The 15678-nt window shown below is 71.1% G+C and carries 13 protein-coding genes; 9 read left to right on the top strand and 4 right to left on the bottom strand.

What is annotated here, in order from left to right:
- The first annotated feature begins 19 nt into the window (after positions 1-19).
- A complete protein-coding gene (locus SD460_RS02550) occupies positions 20-340 on the top strand; it encodes a hypothetical protein (RefSeq protein WP_290054820.1) in 321 nt (106 codons plus the stop codon).
- Positions 337-1407 carry a WXG100 family type VII secretion target gene (locus SD460_RS02545; protein ID WP_318305884.1) on the top strand — a complete coding sequence of 357 codons (1071 nt, stop codon included), beginning with the start codon at positions 337-339 and terminating at the stop codon, positions 1405-1407. Before SD460_RS02550 ends, SD460_RS02545 begins: the two co-directional genes overlap by 4 nt.
- A gap of 46 nt (positions 1408-1453) precedes the next feature.
- Here the strand turns inward: SD460_RS02545 and SD460_RS02540 are convergent, their stop codons facing one another.
- Positions 1454-3058 carry a S8 family serine peptidase gene (locus SD460_RS02540; RefSeq protein WP_290054814.1) on the bottom strand — a complete coding sequence of 535 codons (1605 nt, stop codon included), beginning with the start codon at positions 3056-3058 and terminating at the stop codon, positions 1454-1456.
- Between the two features lie 20 nt (positions 3059-3078).
- A complete protein-coding gene (eccD, locus tag SD460_RS02535; RefSeq protein ID WP_290054811.1) occupies positions 3079-4443 on the bottom strand; it encodes a type VII secretion integral membrane protein EccD in 1365 nt (454 codons plus the stop codon).
- Positions 4444-5263: 820 nt separating this feature from the next.
- Between eccD and eccCa the strand changes: the two genes are divergently transcribed.
- The 5 genes from eccCa to SD460_RS02510 all read left to right on the top strand — a co-directional run bounded on the left by eccCa (position 5264) and on the right by SD460_RS02510 (position 12646).
- The gene (eccCa, locus tag SD460_RS02530) at positions 5264-9277 is read left to right on the top strand and encodes a type VII secretion protein EccCa (RefSeq protein WP_290054808.1); all 4014 of its coding nucleotides are present in this window, start codon (positions 5264-5266) and stop codon (positions 9275-9277) included.
- Between the two features lie 103 nt (positions 9278-9380).
- The gene (locus tag SD460_RS02525; protein WP_318305883.1) at positions 9381-11363 is read left to right on the top strand and encodes a type VII secretion-associated protein; all 1983 of its coding nucleotides are present in this window, start codon (positions 9381-9383) and stop codon (positions 11361-11363) included.
- Positions 11364-11374: 11 nt separating this feature from the next.
- The gene (locus tag SD460_RS02520; protein WP_290058924.1) at positions 11375-11722 is read left to right on the top strand and encodes a hypothetical protein; all 348 of its coding nucleotides are present in this window, start codon (positions 11375-11377) and stop codon (positions 11720-11722) included.
- 255 nt (positions 11723-11977) lie between these two features.
- Positions 11978-12298: a WXG100 family type VII secretion target gene (locus tag SD460_RS02515; protein ID WP_290058923.1), complete on the top strand. Its 321-nt coding sequence runs from the start codon at positions 11978-11980 to the stop codon at positions 12296-12298.
- A gap of 54 nt (positions 12299-12352) precedes the next feature.
- Positions 12353-12646 (top strand): WXG100 family type VII secretion target, encoded by a 294-nt coding sequence (locus SD460_RS02510; protein WP_086857634.1) that lies wholly within the window; start codon positions 12353-12355, stop codon positions 12644-12646.
- Positions 12647-12743: 97 nt separating this feature from the next.
- Here SD460_RS02510 and SD460_RS02505 read toward each other — a convergent pair whose 3' ends face one another.
- Positions 12744-13460: a DUF4333 domain-containing protein gene (locus tag SD460_RS02505; RefSeq protein ID WP_290058922.1), complete on the bottom strand. Its 717-nt coding sequence runs from the start codon at positions 13458-13460 to the stop codon at positions 12744-12746.
- 29 nt (positions 13461-13489) lie between these two features.
- Positions 13490-14383, bottom strand: coding sequence for a hypothetical protein (locus tag SD460_RS02500; RefSeq protein WP_290058921.1), 894 nt, complete (start codon positions 14381-14383; stop codon positions 13490-13492).
- Positions 14384-14643: 260 nt separating this feature from the next.
- On the opposite strand from SD460_RS02500, the gene rplM reads away from it, so the two are divergent.
- Positions 14644-15096, top strand: coding sequence for a 50S ribosomal protein L13 (gene rplM / locus SD460_RS02495; RefSeq protein ID WP_086857631.1), 453 nt, complete (start codon positions 14644-14646; stop codon positions 15094-15096).
- Between the two features lie 14 nt (positions 15097-15110).
- Positions 15111-15653 carry a 30S ribosomal protein S9 gene (gene rpsI, locus SD460_RS02490; RefSeq protein ID WP_318305882.1) on the top strand — a complete coding sequence of 181 codons (543 nt, stop codon included), beginning with the start codon at positions 15111-15113 and terminating at the stop codon, positions 15651-15653.
- The last annotated feature ends 25 nt before the right edge of the window (positions 15654-15678 follow it).

The raw sequence follows: 15678 nt of genomic DNA, 5'->3' as shown, positions 1-15678 counted from the left end.
ATCGCTGAGCGGAGGTGCCGTGGCCGGCTTGAGGATGGACGGCGTCGTCGTCGCCGAGTACGCCAAGACGGCCGAGGCGGCCGCCGGCGACTTGGACGCGGCGGCGGGCGAAGTCGGGGGCGCGGGCGTTTCCGCGGAGTCCTACGGGCCGCTGGGGGCCGGGATCGGCCTCGGTGAGTCGTACGGGCGCGCGGCCGGGGCGTTGCGGCGCCAGCTGACCGACGGCGCGGAAGCGCTGCGCTCGGCCGCGGAGGCGCTGCGGCAGGTCACGGTGCGGCACGACGGCCAGGACGCCGACGCGGCGGAGCTGATCAAGCGCGCCGGGAGGCTCGAGGAATGATCGCCGAAAGCTCGACCGAGTCCATCCCGCACCCTTTGGCGAAACCGCAGCCGGTGGCGGTGGCGGTGCCGCAGGGCGAGGACATCACCGCGGCGGCCGAACCGTACCTGGGCTACCTCACGGACCTGTGCCGGCAGCTGGGGGTCCTCGACCCCGTCGAGACGTACTTCCGCCCGCTGGTCGGCCGCTGGGCCGACCTCGGCGCCGAAGCGGACCGCCTGCGCGGCGCGGCGTCCGTCGCGGCCGAGGTGTCCACGCGGCTCGACGACCAGCTGGGCCGCCTCGACGCGGGCTGGGAGGGGCGCGACGCGGATTCGTTCGTGGCCTACATCCGCGAAATCGGGGCGGCGGGCGGTGACCTCGAGGAAGCGCTGAACGTCCTCGCGGGCGCGCTCGACGAGCTGGTCGAGTCAGTCCGCCACGTCGTCGTCGACCTGGTCGAAGTCCTGGTGGACACGGCGGACCTGACGTCGGAGACGATGCTCCTCCCGAGCGGCGGCGCCCGGCGCGCGCGGGCCCAGCTGGAGGAGACGCAGGAGTCGGCGAAGGCGCTGTACGAGACCGCGCGGGACGTCATGGAGGCGTTCGACCGGCTCTGCGACGGCGTCGACGACCCCGACGCGGCTTCGCGGAGCATCGAGATCCGGCACCGCTACCCGCAGGAGCGGTTCAAGCTGCACGACGGGGCGCTGAACGAGGCCGCGGCCGAGGAAGCGACGACGCCGTCGGCGGCCGGGGACTCGGCGGACGACGTCATGACGCCGTCCTCGGCGGAGCCGAAGCACACCGGCGCGGGTACTCCGGATCACGCGCAGCCCGCCGACGCCCCGCAGCCCGCACCGGCCCCGGAACCCGCGGCGAACCAGACGTCTTCCGGTGTCCCGATGATGCCGATGATGGGCTTCGGCGCGTTCGGCGGCGGTGGCGGGCAGGGACGGCGCCAGCCGAAGACGCGGCCGATGACGAAGTCGTCGGAACTGCTGGGAGAGCCCGGCATGGTCGCCCCGCCGGTGATCGGCGAGGACGAGAAACCCGCGCAGGAGCAGAAGAAGCCGCCCACGCAGTGAGCTTGTCCCCCGTCCCGCGCGGGAAACGCGGGCCGGGGGAGTGGCGTCAGCGGCGGGTGGGGCCGGTCTCGGCCGTGCGGTTGCGGCGGATCGTGTGCATCACGAACAGCGTGATCAGCAGCGCCACCACGCCACCGCCGGTGCCGGCCAGCGCCACGATCACCGGTGTCGAGCTGCGGTCGTTCGCCGGGGGGAGCTGGGCGATCTGCTGGGACGGGATCGGGGCCATGCCGCCGACCTCGGACGGCAGGGTCGCCGTCAGCGCCGCCACCGGGTCGACCACGCCGAAGCCGACGAAGTTGTCGCGCCCGCCCGGTGCGGCCGGGTGCTGGGCCGTCTGCTTGATGCGGTTGACGATGCCCCGCCCGTCGAGGTTCGGGAACTTCGCCTTGACCAGCGCCGCCAGGCCGGCGACATACGGCGCCGCGAAGCTGGTGCCCTGGATTTCGCTGGCCTTGTCGCCGCTTTCGAACGTCAGGTTCGCGAGGCTGTTGGAGCCCTCGGCGGGGTCGAGCGAGATGATCTTCGTGCCGGGCGCCGCGACCCCGACCCACGGGCCGTGCACGCTGAACGCGGCCACGCCACCGGTTTCGTCGATCGCGCCCACCGACAGGACGTCGTCGGCGAACCACGGCGGCGTCACAATCGTCTTCGGCTTCTTCGCGTCGGGCTGGTCGTTCTGCGGGCAGGTGTCCGTCGCGTTGCCCGCGGCGGCGATGATCACGACGCCCTTCTCCGCCGCGAAGTGCACGGCGGCCTGGACCTGCTGCTCGCCTTCGGTGATCGACCCGGTCGCCGGACGGCAGTTGTCGACCGACATGTTGATGATGTCGGCCTCGTTGCGCTCGGCGATGCCGCGGATGATCTCGGCCAGCGTCTTCAGCGTGCCCGCGGTGCCGGCCTTTTCCAGCTGGCGCCCGCCGTTGGACTGCCCGGGCGAGGTCTGGTCGCCCTCGCTGCTCCCGCCACCACCGCTGGACGGCGGCAGCGACGACTCGGACCCGGACGGCGGGTTGGTGCTCGACGAGGGCGCGCCCCCGGTGCTGGACGACGCGGGCGGCGCCGCCGTCTCGGTGTTGGGCTCGTAGTTCTCGCTCAGCTGGCGGTAGGACACGATCGTCGCGTCCGGCGCGACGCCGATGAACCCGACCTCGGGGTTGTCCGGCTTGGCCGCGATGATCCCGGCGACCTCGGTGCCGTGGCCGTCGCAGTCCTCGAGCCCCGGAGGCTGGTTCTTCGTCGTCGGAGCGACGTAGTCGCCGCCGGGCCGCAGGTCGGTCAGCCAGGGGTGCCGCGTCACGCCGGTGTCGACCACCGCGACCCGGACGCCCTTGCCCGCTACGCCGCCGGTGGCCGCCTTGACGATGTCCTGCGCCTTGGAGATCTGCAGGTACTCCTGGCCCCACGGCCGGTTCTTGAGCACGATGTTTTCGCCGAGGGTGCTGCGCTGCACGCAGCCCTTGGAGGGCTTGTAGTTCTTGTCCGGTTTCCGCTCGTCCGGGACCAGCTTGGACATGTCGACCGGCGGCGGCGTGGCGAAGTAGCCGTCGGTCGACTGCTGCGCCCACGACGGCACCGCGATCGCCAGCGGCGACAGGACGCCGATCGTGCCGGCCAGCAAAGCCGTCGTGGTCCGCCGTGCCACTGACATCCGAGATTCACCCGATCCGGTCACTTGAAGTTCAGGTGCCGCAGGGTCGTGTAGAGGTCCATCACGCCCAGGGCGAGGGGGAGCACCGACGCGATGCAGAGCGCCTCGATGATTTCGACGGTCCGGCGCAGCGGCGGCGAGAAGCGCTGGTTCGGGAAGATCACGCCGACCACGAGCGCGCCCGCGGCGAGCAGGATCAGCACGCCGAAGACGTAGAGCAGGCGGTTCTGGGCGCTGGCCGAGAGCAGCCAGCCGACGCCGATCCCGGTCGCCGAGACGAGGCCGGTGGTGAGCAGCGCGATGGCCTGGCTGCCGTTGGCGTACGCGCGGGCGCGCAGGAGCAGCACGAGCGTCGCGACGACACCGAGGATGATCCCGAACGCGCCGGGCGCGCTGGCCGCGATGACCGCCGCGATGGCGACGGTGGCGCCGCAGCCGACCATCAGGCCGGTCATGTAGTTGTGCGCGATCGCCGTGCGGCGCTCGATCGCCCGGTAGTCGGGGAAGCCGGAGTCTTCCTTGAGCTCCTCCGCGCTGCCCGGGACGTGCGGCAGCGGCAGCTTCGCGAGCCAGATCGTGGCGCGCGGCAGGATCGAGATGCAGGCGAGCGCGACCGCGACGGTGCCGGCCGCGATGCCGGGCGCCGGGTGCGCGACGAGCGTGCCGAAGAGGAAGGCCAGCCCGCCGAAGGTGCCCGCGGTGGCCGCCGCGATGAACGTCGTGATGCCGGCGCCGATGACCATGATGCAGACGGACGCGACGATGATCACGAGGACCGCGCCGAGCAGCAGGTTCGCCCGCAGGGAGAGGCCGGGCACGATGTAGAAGCCGCTGACGAAGGCGAGCGGCAGGCCGCCGGCCGCGGCGATCAGGACGCCGGTCGCTTCCGCCTGGTAGGCCTTGGCGAGCGTGGCGCCGACCGCGACGCACGCGATCGCGCCGATGCCGCCCGCGATGGCCGCGCCGAGCGCGCTGCCGCCGTAGAAGGACCCGCTCATGAACAGCGCGAAGGCGGCCGCGATGAGCGCCAGCCCGCCCGCGACGTGCCCGAAGCGGTTCGCCGTCTCCTTGGTCCACGGCCGGAAGCTGTCCGGCGAGGACTCGGCGATGGCGTCGACGACGTCGTCGTACAGCGGCGGCGGCGGGTTTTCGTTGCGCTTGCGCAGCTGGAGCAGCTCACCGTCGACGACCCCGAGCGACGCCAGCGTCCGGCTCGGATCGAGCGGCGCGTCCCCGAGCTTCGCGAGCGCCCACCCACCGTGCCGGGCCCCACCGTCGGGCGCGGTTTCCTTGGCCATGTCCAGCAGCATCGGCAGGAGGTCGGCCACCGCGACGTCGGCGGGCAGCGCCACGTCGATCCGCGTGGATGGCGCGACGACCGTCACCCTGCTGAAAACTGTCGTGCCCGTAGCCACTGCACTGCCCCCGCTCGGTTGAGACTGCTCCCGGGGGAACTTATACCGAACCCCGGCACCGGCATCACCGAACGTCCGAAATTCACCGGCGAGCCGAGGCCGGGTCACCGTCGGCCGGGTCTCCGGTCGGGCGCCGGTGGGGGTGAGAGGTCGCGAATGAGTCATTGGCGGCGTTGGTGGTCCCGAATGAGTCATTCGCGACCTCGGCGCACTCGGTGAGGTGCCGGCCGGCCGCGCCACCCCCGACTTCGCCCGAGCCACGCCCGGCGAGCCGACACCTCCCGCAGCCGGCCGCGCGCGGCGAGCCGGCACCCTCCCGCGGCCGGCGAGCCGAGGTCGGGCCACCGTCGGCCGGGGGGAGCGGCCGGGCCTTCGGTCGCGCGCCGGTGGGGGTGAGCGGTCGCGAATGAGTCATTGGCGGCGTTGGTGGTCCCGAATGAGTCATTCGCGACCTGCGCGCGCCCCGGTGAGGTGCCGACCGGCCGCGCTGCCCCGGCCCACGCCCGGCGAGCCGACACCCTCCCACGACCGGCGAGCCACGGCCGGCGAGCCGTCCACCGCAGCAGCGACCCGCCTCCCCGGGGCGAGGACCGGGACCGGCACCGAAAGGCGGACAGGGGCGTTACTGTCGGTGCCGCGCCGTACACTCGCGTTGCGAGGTCAGGACCGGGTTCACGAGGGCGTTACGGCATCCGCCGGAATTCCGGCGCGGCGTTCGATAGGTTGATCCGCGCACCTTGCGCACCAAAGCGGTGGCCGCCATCGTCGAGTTTGAATGAGGGGTCCTTCGATGAGCACGCTGCAGTTCAAGAAGTCGCCGCGGCTGGCGGCACCGCGTCCGCCGGGCGGTGAGGTGCACCTCGAGCCGCCGCCCGAGGTGCCCCGGGTCATTCCCGGGAACATCGTGATGAAGGCGCTTCCGGTCGTCATGATCGTCGCGTCGCTCGGGATGATGGTCTTCATGTTCCAGGCCAGCAACCGGAACCCGATGATGATGGCCATGGGCGGCATGATGGTCGTCGGGACGCTCGGGATGATGGCCGGCGGCGGTGGCAAGGGCGGCGGTGCCAAGCGCGCCGAGATGGACGAAGACCGCAAGGACTACCTCCGCTACCTGGGCCAGATGCGCGACCGCGCCCGCGAGGCGATGGTCGACCAGCGGGCCGCGCTCGAGTGGGTGCACCCCGACCCGCAGTCCCTCTGGTCGCTGGCCGCGTCCCGGCGGATGTGGGAGCGGCGGCAGAACGACCAGGACTTCCTGCACCTGCGCGTCGGGCGCAGCTCGCACCGCCTCGCGACGCGGCTGGTCCCGCCGCAGACCGGGCCGGTCGACGAGCTGGAGCCGATCGCCACCCTCGCGCTGCGCCGGTTCGTGCGCGCGCACTCGATCGTGCCGGACCTGCCCACCCAGATCACGCTGCGCGGGTTCGCCGCGGTCAGCATGCAGGGCGACCGGGCGCTGACCCGCGGCCTGACCCGCGCGATGCTCGCGCAGATGGTCACCTTCCACAGCCCCGACGACGTCCTGGTCGCGGTCGCCACCGCGGGCCGGGCGAAGGAGGAGTGGGAGTGGGCGAAGTGGCTGCCGCACGCCCAGCACCCCACGCTGTCGGACGGCATCGGCCAGCTGCGCATGATGGCCGGTTCGCTGGCCCAGATCGAAAACTGGCTCGACGAAGAACTGCGTGACCGCCAGCGCTTCTCCCGCAACGCCACCCCGGCGCCGGACCAGCCGCACGTCGTCATCATCATCGACGACGCCGAAGTCACCCGCGAAGAGCAGATCATCCTCGAAGAAGGACTGGTCGGCGTCACGCTGATCGACCTGTCCGACTCCCTCGGCAACCTCGCCGCCCGCCGTGGCCTCCGGCTGGTCGTGGAAGCCGACCGGCTCGGCGCCCGCAGCGCCGGCGGCGTCGAGTGGTTCGGCCGCCCGGACACCCTGAGCCTGGTCGAGACCGAGTCGCTGGCCCGCCTGATCTCGCCCTACCGCGTCGGTGGCGCGGCCGGGCAGGACGTCGGCGACGAAGAGCCGCTGCTGTCCAACCCGTCGCTGCTGGAGCTGCTCGGCATCCCCGGCGACCCGATGACCTTCGACGTGCAGCAGGCGTGGCGGCCCCGCCCGATCCGTGACCGCTACCGCGTCCCCTTCGGCGTCGGCGAATACGGCCAGCCGGTCGAACTCGACATCAAGGAAGCCGCCGCCGAAGGCATGGGCCCGCACGGGCTGTGCATCGGCGCGACCGGGTCGGGTAAGTCGGAGTTCCTCCGCACCCTCGTCCTGGGCCTGCTCGCCACGCATTCGTCCAGCACGTTGAATTTCGTGCTGGTCGACTTCAAGGGTGGCGCGACGTTCATGGGCCTGGACAAGGCCCCTCACGTCTCCGCGGTCATCACCAACCTCGCCGACGAAGTCACCCTCGTCGACCGCATGCGTGACGCCCTGGCCGGGGAGATGAACCGCCGGCAGGAAGCGCTGAAGAACGGCGGCAACTTCAAAAACGTCTGGGAATACGAGAAAGCCCGCGAAAACGGCGCCGACCTCGACCCGCTGCCCGCCCTGTTCATCGTGTGTGACGAGTTCTCCGAGCTGCTCTCGGCGAAACCGGACTTCATCGACCTGTTCGTCGCGATCGGCCGGCTGGGCCGGTCACTGCAGATGCACATGCTGCTGGCCTCCCAGCGGCTGGAGGAAGGCAAGCTGCGCGGCCTGGACTCGCACCTGTCCTACCGCATCGGCCTCAAAACCTTCTCCGCCGCGGAGTCCCGGGCCGCGATCGGGGTCCCGGACGCGTTCGAACTCCCCTCGGTCCCCGGTGGCGGCTACCTCAAGTACGACACCTCCACCCTGGTGCGGTTCAAAGCCTCCTACGTCTCCGGCCCCTACCGCCCGGCCGGGCTGAAAGCGGCCGGGCCGGCAGCGACCGTGGTGCGCGCCGACAAGCGGCCGCAGCTGTTCGTGCCGGACTTCGTGGAGCTGCCGAAGGAACCGGAGCCGCAGTTCATCGAGGAAGCCCCCAAGGAGGAGCAGCGCCAGTCCGAGGAGGCGGTGGAGCCTTCGGAGCTGGATGTGATCGTGTCGCGGCTGGTGGGCCAAGGCCCGCCGGCGCACGAGGTGTGGTTGCCGCCGTTGAAGGACCCCAACTCCCTCGACACGCTGCTGCCCAACCTCAACCCCACCGACGACCGGGGTCTGTCCCCGGTCGGGTTTTTCGGCAACGGCCGCCTGCAGGTCCCGCTCGGCATCATCGACCGGCCATACGAGCAGCGCCGTGACCCGCTCTGGGCGGATTTCTCCGGGGCGTCCGGGCACGGGGTGATCGTGGGGGGTCCGCAGTCGGGGAAGTCGACGATGCTGCGGACGCTGATCATGTCGATGGCGCTGACCCACACGCCGGAGGAGGCGCAGTTCTACTGCCTGGACCTCGGTGGTGGCACGCTGACCGGCCTCGCCGACCTGCCCCACGTCGGTGGCGTCGCCGTCGCCCGCCGCGAGCCGGACAAGGCCCGCCGCATCGTGGCGGAGCTGACCACCCTGTTGACCGAGCGGGAGGGCCGGTTCGGGGCGATGGGCATCGACTCGATGACCGAGTTCCGCAACCGCAAACGCCGCGGGGAGATCCGCCCGGATCAGGACCCGTTCGGCGATGCGTTCCTGGTGGTTGACAACTGGCGCGCCCTGCGCGATGACTTCGAAGAGCTGGAAACCACGATCACCCGCCTGGCCACCCAGGGCCTCTCCTACGGCGTGCACGTGATCGTGGCGGCGAACCGGTGGGCCGACATCCGCCCGGCGATCAAGGACATGCTCGGCACCCGGTTCGAACTGCGCCTCGGTGACCCGACCGAGTCCGACATCGACCGCCGCGTGGCGGTGAACATCCCGGCCGGACGCCCAGGCCGCGGCCTGACCCGGGAGAAGCTGCACATGCTCGGCGGTCTCCCGCGCATCGACGGCTCCAGCGACCCCGAAACCATCGCCGCCGGCGTGGCGGACGCGGTGGGCAAGATCAAGGGTGCGTGGCGGGGCCGGGTGGCGCCGCAGGTGCGGCTGCTGCCGGAGATGATCACCTACGAGGAGGTCCTCAAGCTCGACACGGCGCGGGAGTCGAAGCTGGTCCCGATCGGAGTCAACGAGGAAGACCTGCAGCCGATCTACCTGGACTTCAACGCCGAGCCGCACTTCTACGCCTTCGCCGACGGCGAATCCGGCAAGACGAACCTGCTGCGGCAGATCGCCCGCGGTATTTCGGAGCGCTACACCTCCTCGGAGGCGTTGATCCTGCTGGTGGACTACCGGCGCACGATGCTCGGTTTCGTCCAAGGTGACGCGCTGTTGGGGTATGCGGTGTCGGCGAACCAGCTGGAGAGCATGGTCGGGGACGTCTTCAATTCGATGACGCGGCGGTTGCCGGGTCCGGATGTGACGCAGGAGCAGTTGAAGACGCGGTCGTGGTGGAAGGGCCCGGAGTTGTTCATCCTGGTCGATGACTACGACCTGGTCGCCACCTCGACGGCCAACCCGCTGCGGAAGATCTCCGACTTCCTCCCGCAGGCCAAGGATGTGGGTCTGCACCTGGTGGTGGTGCGCCGCACGGGTGGTGCGAGCAAGGCGATGTATGACCCGATCATCGGGAAGTTGAAGGAGATCGCGGCGCCGGGCATGGTGATGAACGGTTCGCGTGATGAGGGTGCGCTGGTCGGCAACATCAAGCCGTCGGCGATGCCGCCGGGGCGGGGGAATCTGCTGACCCGGAAGAACGGCAAGCAGTTGATCCAGGTGTCGTGGATCCAGCCCGACTAGGCACGGCGATGGGGCGCGCGACGGCGGACGGTAGGTTCGTCCCCGTGGGCGCGCCCCGTCGGCCGGGCGCGGGGGATCGCGACGAAAACTGCGGGAGCTGCTGGTGACGGTCCGGGTTGCGGTGGACTTCGGGACATCGAGCACCTGCGTCGTCGCCTCGGTGAACGGGCGCGAGCCGCAGGTCGTGGTCATCGACGGCCAGCCGCTGATGTCCTCGGCGGTGTTCGCGGCCGCGGACGGCACGCTGTTCGTCGGCCAGGAGGCCGAACGGCAGGCGGCGGTCGACCCGTCGCGGTACGAGCCGAACCCGAAGCGCCGGATCGACGAAGGCGAGCTGCTCCTCGGGGACAGCGTCCTGCGGGTGACCGACGTCGTGCACGCTGTCCTGGGGCGCGCGGTGGCCGAGGCACGCCGCCTCGCCGGGGACGCCGAGGTCGACCTGCTGGTGCTCACCCACCCCGCGGACTGGGGCGCGATCCGCACCCGGCTGCTGCGGCAGGCGGCGGGCGGGCTGGCGCGCGAGGTCGCGCTGGTGCCCGAGCCGGTCGCGGCAGCGGTCTACCACGCGGCGACGTTCGCGCCGCAGGACGTGACGAACGACCGCACCGTCGAGTTCAGCGGCCGCCCCGGCGACGCGCTCGCGGTGCTGGACCTCGGCGGCGGCACGGTCGACGTCAGCGTGGTCCGGCGGCTGCCGCCGGACACCGCGCGGGACCGCGCCGGCCGTCCGCAGCGCGGCGGCTTCCAGGTGCTCGCCACCCGGGGCGACCCGGCCTTCGGCGGCGCGGACATCGACCAGGCGCTGCTGGAGCACGTCGGCTCGCTGGTCGGCGCGGCGGACCCGGACGCGTGGCGCCAGCTCGTCGAAGGGCGCGAGCTGGTCGACCGGCGCCGCCGCCGTGTGCTGCGCCAAGACGTCCGGGGCGCCAAGGAAACACTCTCGCGGCACGCCTACACGGACGTGCCGATGCCGCCGCCGTTCGCCGACGCGCACGTCACCCGCGAGGACCTGGAGCGGCTGATCGGCGCGCCGCTGGGCCGCGCGGTGGAACTGACCGTCGCGGCCATCGGCGACGCGGGGCTGCGGCCGAAGCAGCTCACGGCGATCTTCCTGGTCGGCGGGTCGAGCCGGATCCCGATGATCTCGCGGCTGGTGCACGAGCGCACCGGCGTCGTGCCGACGAGCCTCGACCAGCCCGAGACGGTCGTGGCGCGCGGCGCGCTGCGGGCGGTGCTGGTGGACCCGGACCGCACCGGCGCCCTCCCCGGCGAAACGATGGCGCGGCTCGGCGCGGTACCGGGCGGCGCGCACAGCCCCGCCGCGCAGCGCACGGAGGTCGTCCGGCCCGGCGACGTCGCCCCGCGCCCCGCCCCGCCGCGCACCCCGCCCGCCCCGGGCGGGTTCCCGAACCGTCCGGTGCCCCCGCCGTCGCCGCCCCGCGGCCAGCCGGCGGCCCGGCCGTGGACCCCGCCCGCCGGGCAGCCGGGCCCGTCGTCCGGCCCCGGCCGTCCCGCGCCCGAACCACCCGCGAAGAACAAGCGGAAGCTGTGGGGGGTCGCCGGGATCGCGGTGGTCGTGGTGGCCGCGCTCGTCGTCGCCGGCTTCTTCCTCTTCAAGGGCTCCGGGGACGACGCCGCGAGCGGCCGCACGCTCTCGCAGTACGACTTCAAGTTCGTCTCGCCGCCGGACTGGGTCCAGACCGACGACCGGGTCGCCGACCGGCAGGTCGTGATCCACCCGCAGGAATCCCGCGACGGCAACGACTTGCTGGTCGCGCAGGAATACGTGATGGACTACGACGCGACCGCCGATCCGCAGAAGCTGGTCGACGAGCTCAAGCGCGGCGCGGACGCCGACACCGAGCGCTGGAGCGGGTTCACCCCGAGCCTGTCCTACGCCGGCCGGACCGTGATCGGTTACCACGAAAGCAAACCGGGCCGATCGGATCTCCAGGTCGACTGGTACGTCGTGGCGAAGGGCAAGGTGCGCGTGCACATCGGCTGCCAGTACGCCACCGCCCAGCTGCGGGACCGGGTCGCCGTCGCGTGCACGCAAGCCGTGTCCACGGTCGAAATCCTCAACTGAGAGGGCACGCGGTGCCGTCCGAAGAGTTCGAAAGCGCTGCGGCTTCCTTCAAGCGGGCCGGGCAGGACGCGGTGACGCACGCCCGCCGCGTCGCCGGGACCGCGAAGGCGCGCAACCAGCGGCGCCGGAGCGAAAACGCCGAGCTGCTGAAGCGCAGCGGCCGCGGCACGAAGTCCGGCGACCCGACGCCCGGTGCGCTGCGCGCGGCCGCCGAACGGTTCCGCCGCGCCCGCGGACTGGCCGTCCCGGCGGTTCCCGATCCGGTTCCTTCGCTTTCGCAACCTGCCGCCCGGCCCCCTCGATCGGGTGAGGAAGACGAAGACTTTTCCCAGATGCGAATCATGAATCGTGATCGGTGAGAGCGGTCCGACGGTCGCTGTGCGTGTGCTAACCCCGCTGGTAGAGAACACATTTTCGGGTGACGCATCGCCGAGCCGTGTCGCTTGCCGAATACCCGCGGCGATCGGTTCCCGCGGGGAGCGTTAACGCAAGCAACTACTTGCGGGCAAAGCACGACAAGGGGGAACCGGGCATGGCAATGTCTGCGTCGTAGGGCCGTACAAACGAACAAGCCTGGTACGGACGACCATCAATCTTGCGAAGGGGGTTCCGGCATGACTGTCGGATTCCAGGGAACACCGGCTCAGTTCACCGAGGCCGAAGGCCGCGTCACCGAGGTTCGCGCCTCGATGGACGCCAACCTCTCGACGCTGCGCGACCGCATCGAGGCCACCCGCGCCGGCTGGCAGGGCGAGGCGCAGAAGGCGTTCGACCACGTCATGCAGCGCTTCGACGAGGACGCCCGCGGCATGAACCAGGCCCTGCAGAAGATCGCGGAGCTGCTCAAGGAAGCCGGCTCGAAGTACGAGCGCTCCGAGCAGCAGCAGCAGGAGATCATGCAGGCCGTCAACCGCGGCTTCGACCGGCTCGGCTGACCCACCCCTCCACCCCAGACCACCTGACTTCCGCATTCTCAGAAGGAGCACATCATGCCTGATGGCGCCGGCATTGTCGTCAATTACGCCACCATCCACGCGGCCGCCGAAGACTGCAGCACCACCGGCAACGAGCTGCAGCAGGCGTTCGACCGCCTGAAGGACGACCTCAAGCCGCTGGTCACCACCTGGACCGGTGCCGCGAAGGACCAGTACGACCAGGCCCAGCGCAACTGGGACCAGAAGTTCGAGGACCTGAAGCAGGTTCTGGCGCAGATCGCCGCCGCCCTGCCGCAGATCGCCGACGGCTACCAGAGCACGGACAAGGCCGTCGAGGGCCTGTTCTGAGCCGCTAGCCCCGGAAACCACGGCGGGCCCGCACTCCGGTGCGGGGCCCGCCGTTTTCCGTTTTACAGCAAGGAAAATTCAGTGTGGCGGGGAAAACTCAGTGCGGGGCGCCGACTTCGTACTCCGGCCGGTCGTTGAGCACCCGCACGGTCACCTTCTTGGCCTGCCCGCCGATCGTGACGGTGCAGTCGAAAGTCGTGCCGTTCTCGGCGGCTTCGTTCGCCGGGCACTGCGCGTTCTTCACGTCCGGCTCGCCGTAGTTCTCGTTGAGGACCTTGACCACACCGTCCTGAAGGGACTGTTGCTCGAGGACGTCGCCGCGGAACGCGCCCAGCAGCCACGCCGCGCCGCCACCGAGCACGAGCACCAGGACGGCCGCGCCCGCGATCAGCACCGGCTTCTTGGACTTCGGTTTCTTCCCCGGTTCCGCCGCGAACGCGCCGAGCCCGCCGTACTGCGTCGGCTGGAACCCACCGCCGTACTGCTGACCGGGCTGGCCCGGGCCCGGCGCGGGTTGGGCCGGCCAGCCACCGCCGGGCGTACCCGGCTGCTGCGGCGTCGGCTGGGACGGCGGCTGCCACGGCGCGGGCGCGCCCGGCTGCCACGGTCCCGAGAACGACCCGGTGGTGCCGGGCTGCTGCCCCTGGTTCCACTGGCCGGTGTAGGAACCCGTGCCCGGGTCGCCCTGCTGCTGCCACTGCCCGGCGTGCGGGCCGGTCGCCTGCTGCTCCGGCTGCCACGCGGGCTGGTTCGGCTGCTGGTTCTGCGGCGGCTGCCACCACTGCGGCTGCTGCTGGTCCGGCGGCTGGGTCATCGGAGATCACCTCGGGTCGTGGTCACGCCTCAGTTGCCCTGCGCTTCGCCGAGCCGGCGGTAGAAGTCGTTCATGGCGGCGCGGTCCGGCAGCACGGTGATCTGGGCCGCGTCCGGCAGCTTCGGCATGTCCTGCAGGCTCGCCTTGCCGGTGAACCGGAAGTCGTACTTGAGCTCGATGCTGTGCCCGTCGCCGGAGAACTTGGCCTCCATCCCGAACGAGGCCAGGCTGCCGTCCGGGTTCAGCGTGATCGTCGCCGGGACCGGCGCCTTCTTCAGCTCCGGCCCGATCTGGTCGGTGATGCTCTTCGGCAGGATCTCGACCCGGTTCTTGACGAAGACCTCGAACGGCACGGTGACGGTCAGCGCGGTCTTGCCGTCACCGAGGCTCTTCGCGCCGCGCACGGCCCGCTTGTCGGCCTTGTAGGCGTCGACGGTCGAGTCGGCCATCCGGCACGGCGTCAGCACGCCGCCCCAGACGCACGGCTGGACGAGCCCGGCCTCCGGCTTCGGCATCGACACCCACGCCGTCGGCGAGACGCCCTTCTGGACGTACATCGGGCCGAGGTAGGTGTACTCGACCGTGCCGTCGGCGGGCGTGTAGGTGTCGATGATCTCGTCGGGGTTCTTCTGCGAGCGGTGCCGCACGACGCGGTTCTCCGGACTGCCGGTCCGGGCCGAGGTCACCGTGCTGTGGATCCACTTCTCGTCGAACTTGAAGTAGGCGTCCAGCGAGTTGGTGACGTCGCGCGTGTCGGTGATCGCGTCGCTCAGCTTGCCGATCACCTGCTCGAACTTGCCGCCGACGTAGTCCGCCGCGTCGTCGCCCTTCGCCAGCGCGGTGCCCGCCTTCGCCTGGCCGCAGGCGCTCACCAGGGCCAGGAGGGCACCCAGGACGAAGATCGCCGTCGGTCGTTTCCTCATGCCGTCCCCTGCTCGCGTGTGCCGCCCGGATGGTCCCATCCTCGCGTGTCGTGGCTGCGCGTGCAGGCGGTTCGACCGGAAAACCGGGTAGAGTCCGGCTGCGCCCGGGCCGGTGGAAGCCTAGTATGGGCGCGGCCACCCACCCCCGATGCACGGGTGCGGTGGACGTGGGGGTATCTTCATATGTCGTTGTGCGTTGCGGCGCGACAGCGCTAGGCCCGCACAGAACCCACACGCAATGTTGACGACGAGGTAGACCCTTGCCCACGTACAGCCCCAAGCCCGGCGACGTCACTCGTGCCTGGCACGTGATCGACGCCGAGGATGTCGTGCTCGGCCGGCTCGCGACCGAGGTCGCCACGCTGCTGCGCGGCAAGCACAAGCCGACCTACGCCCCGCACGTGGACACCGGTGACTTCGTCATCATCGTCAACGCCGAGAAGGTCGCGCTCACCGGAAACAAGCGCGAGCAGAAGTTCGCGTACCGGCACAGCGGTTACCCGGGCGGTCTGCGGAAGCGCTCGTTCGGCGAGCTGCTGGACACCAAGCCCGAACACCTTGTCGAAAAGGTCGTCAAGGGCATGCTGCCGAAGAACAAGCTCGGCCGCGCCCAGGCGAAGAAGCTCAAGGTGTACGCCGGCCCGCAGCACCCGCACACCGCGCAGCAGCCGCAGGTGCGCGAGATCACCAAGATCGCGCAGGTCGCGCAGTGAGTGAGGAACAGACTGTGACCAGCACCGAGAACGAGACCCCCGAGGTCGTCGAGGCCACCGAGGCGACCGAGACCGGCGCCGTGGCCACCAGCGAGACCCCGGTCGCCACGAGCGAGACCCCGGTCGCGACCAGCGAGTCGGAAGCCGCGCCGCGCCCGTCGCGTGCCGCCGGCGGCAACGCGCAGACCGTCGGCCGCCGCAAGGAAGCCGTCGTCCGCGTCCGGGTCGTCCCGGGCACCGGCGAGTTCAAGCTCAACGGCCGCACCCTCGAGGAGTACTTCCCGAACAAGGTGCACCAGCAGCTCATCAAGGACCCGCTGGTCCTGGTCGAGAAGCCGGACTCGTTCGACATCTTCGCCAACCTCCACGGTGGCGGCGTCTCGGGTCAGGCCGGCGCGCTGCGCCTGGCGATCGCCCGTGCGCTCATCGAGGTCGACGCCGACGACCGCCCGGCCCTCAAGAAGGCCGGCTTTCTGACCCGTGACGCGCGCGCCACGGAGCGGAAGAAGTACGGCCTCAAGAAGGCCCGCAAGGCCCCGCAGTACAGCAAGCGCTGATCGCGCCCTCAGGCGCAACCCACCG

The sequence above is a fragment of the Amycolatopsis solani genome (assembly GCF_033441515.1).
Classification (GTDB): Bacteria; Actinomycetota; Actinomycetes; order Mycobacteriales; family Pseudonocardiaceae; genus Amycolatopsis; species Amycolatopsis solani.
This window is presented reverse-complemented; position numbering and strand designations above follow the sequence as displayed.

Coding starts and splice junctions, on each gene's coding strand:
- SD460_RS02545 (WP_318305884.1), top strand. CDS start 337: ATGATCGCCGAAAGCTCGACCGAGTCCATCCCGCACCCTTTGGCGAAA.
- SD460_RS02540 (WP_290054814.1), bottom strand. CDS start 3,058: ATGTCAGTGGCACGGCGGACCACGACGGCTTTGCTGGCCGGCACGATC.
- eccCa (WP_290054808.1), top strand. CDS start 5,264: ATGAGCACGCTGCAGTTCAAGAAGTCGCCGCGGCTGGCGGCACCGCGT.
- SD460_RS02515 (WP_290058923.1), top strand. CDS start 11,978: ATGACTGTCGGATTCCAGGGAACACCGGCTCAGTTCACCGAGGCCGAA.
- SD460_RS02510 (WP_086857634.1), top strand. CDS start 12,353: ATGCCTGATGGCGCCGGCATTGTCGTCAATTACGCCACCATCCACGCG.
- SD460_RS02505 (WP_290058922.1), bottom strand. CDS start 13,460: ATGACCCAGCCGCCGGACCAGCAGCAGCCGCAGTGGTGGCAGCCGCCG.
- SD460_RS02500 (WP_290058921.1), bottom strand. CDS start 14,383: ATGAGGAAACGACCGACGGCGATCTTCGTCCTGGGTGCCCTCCTGGCC.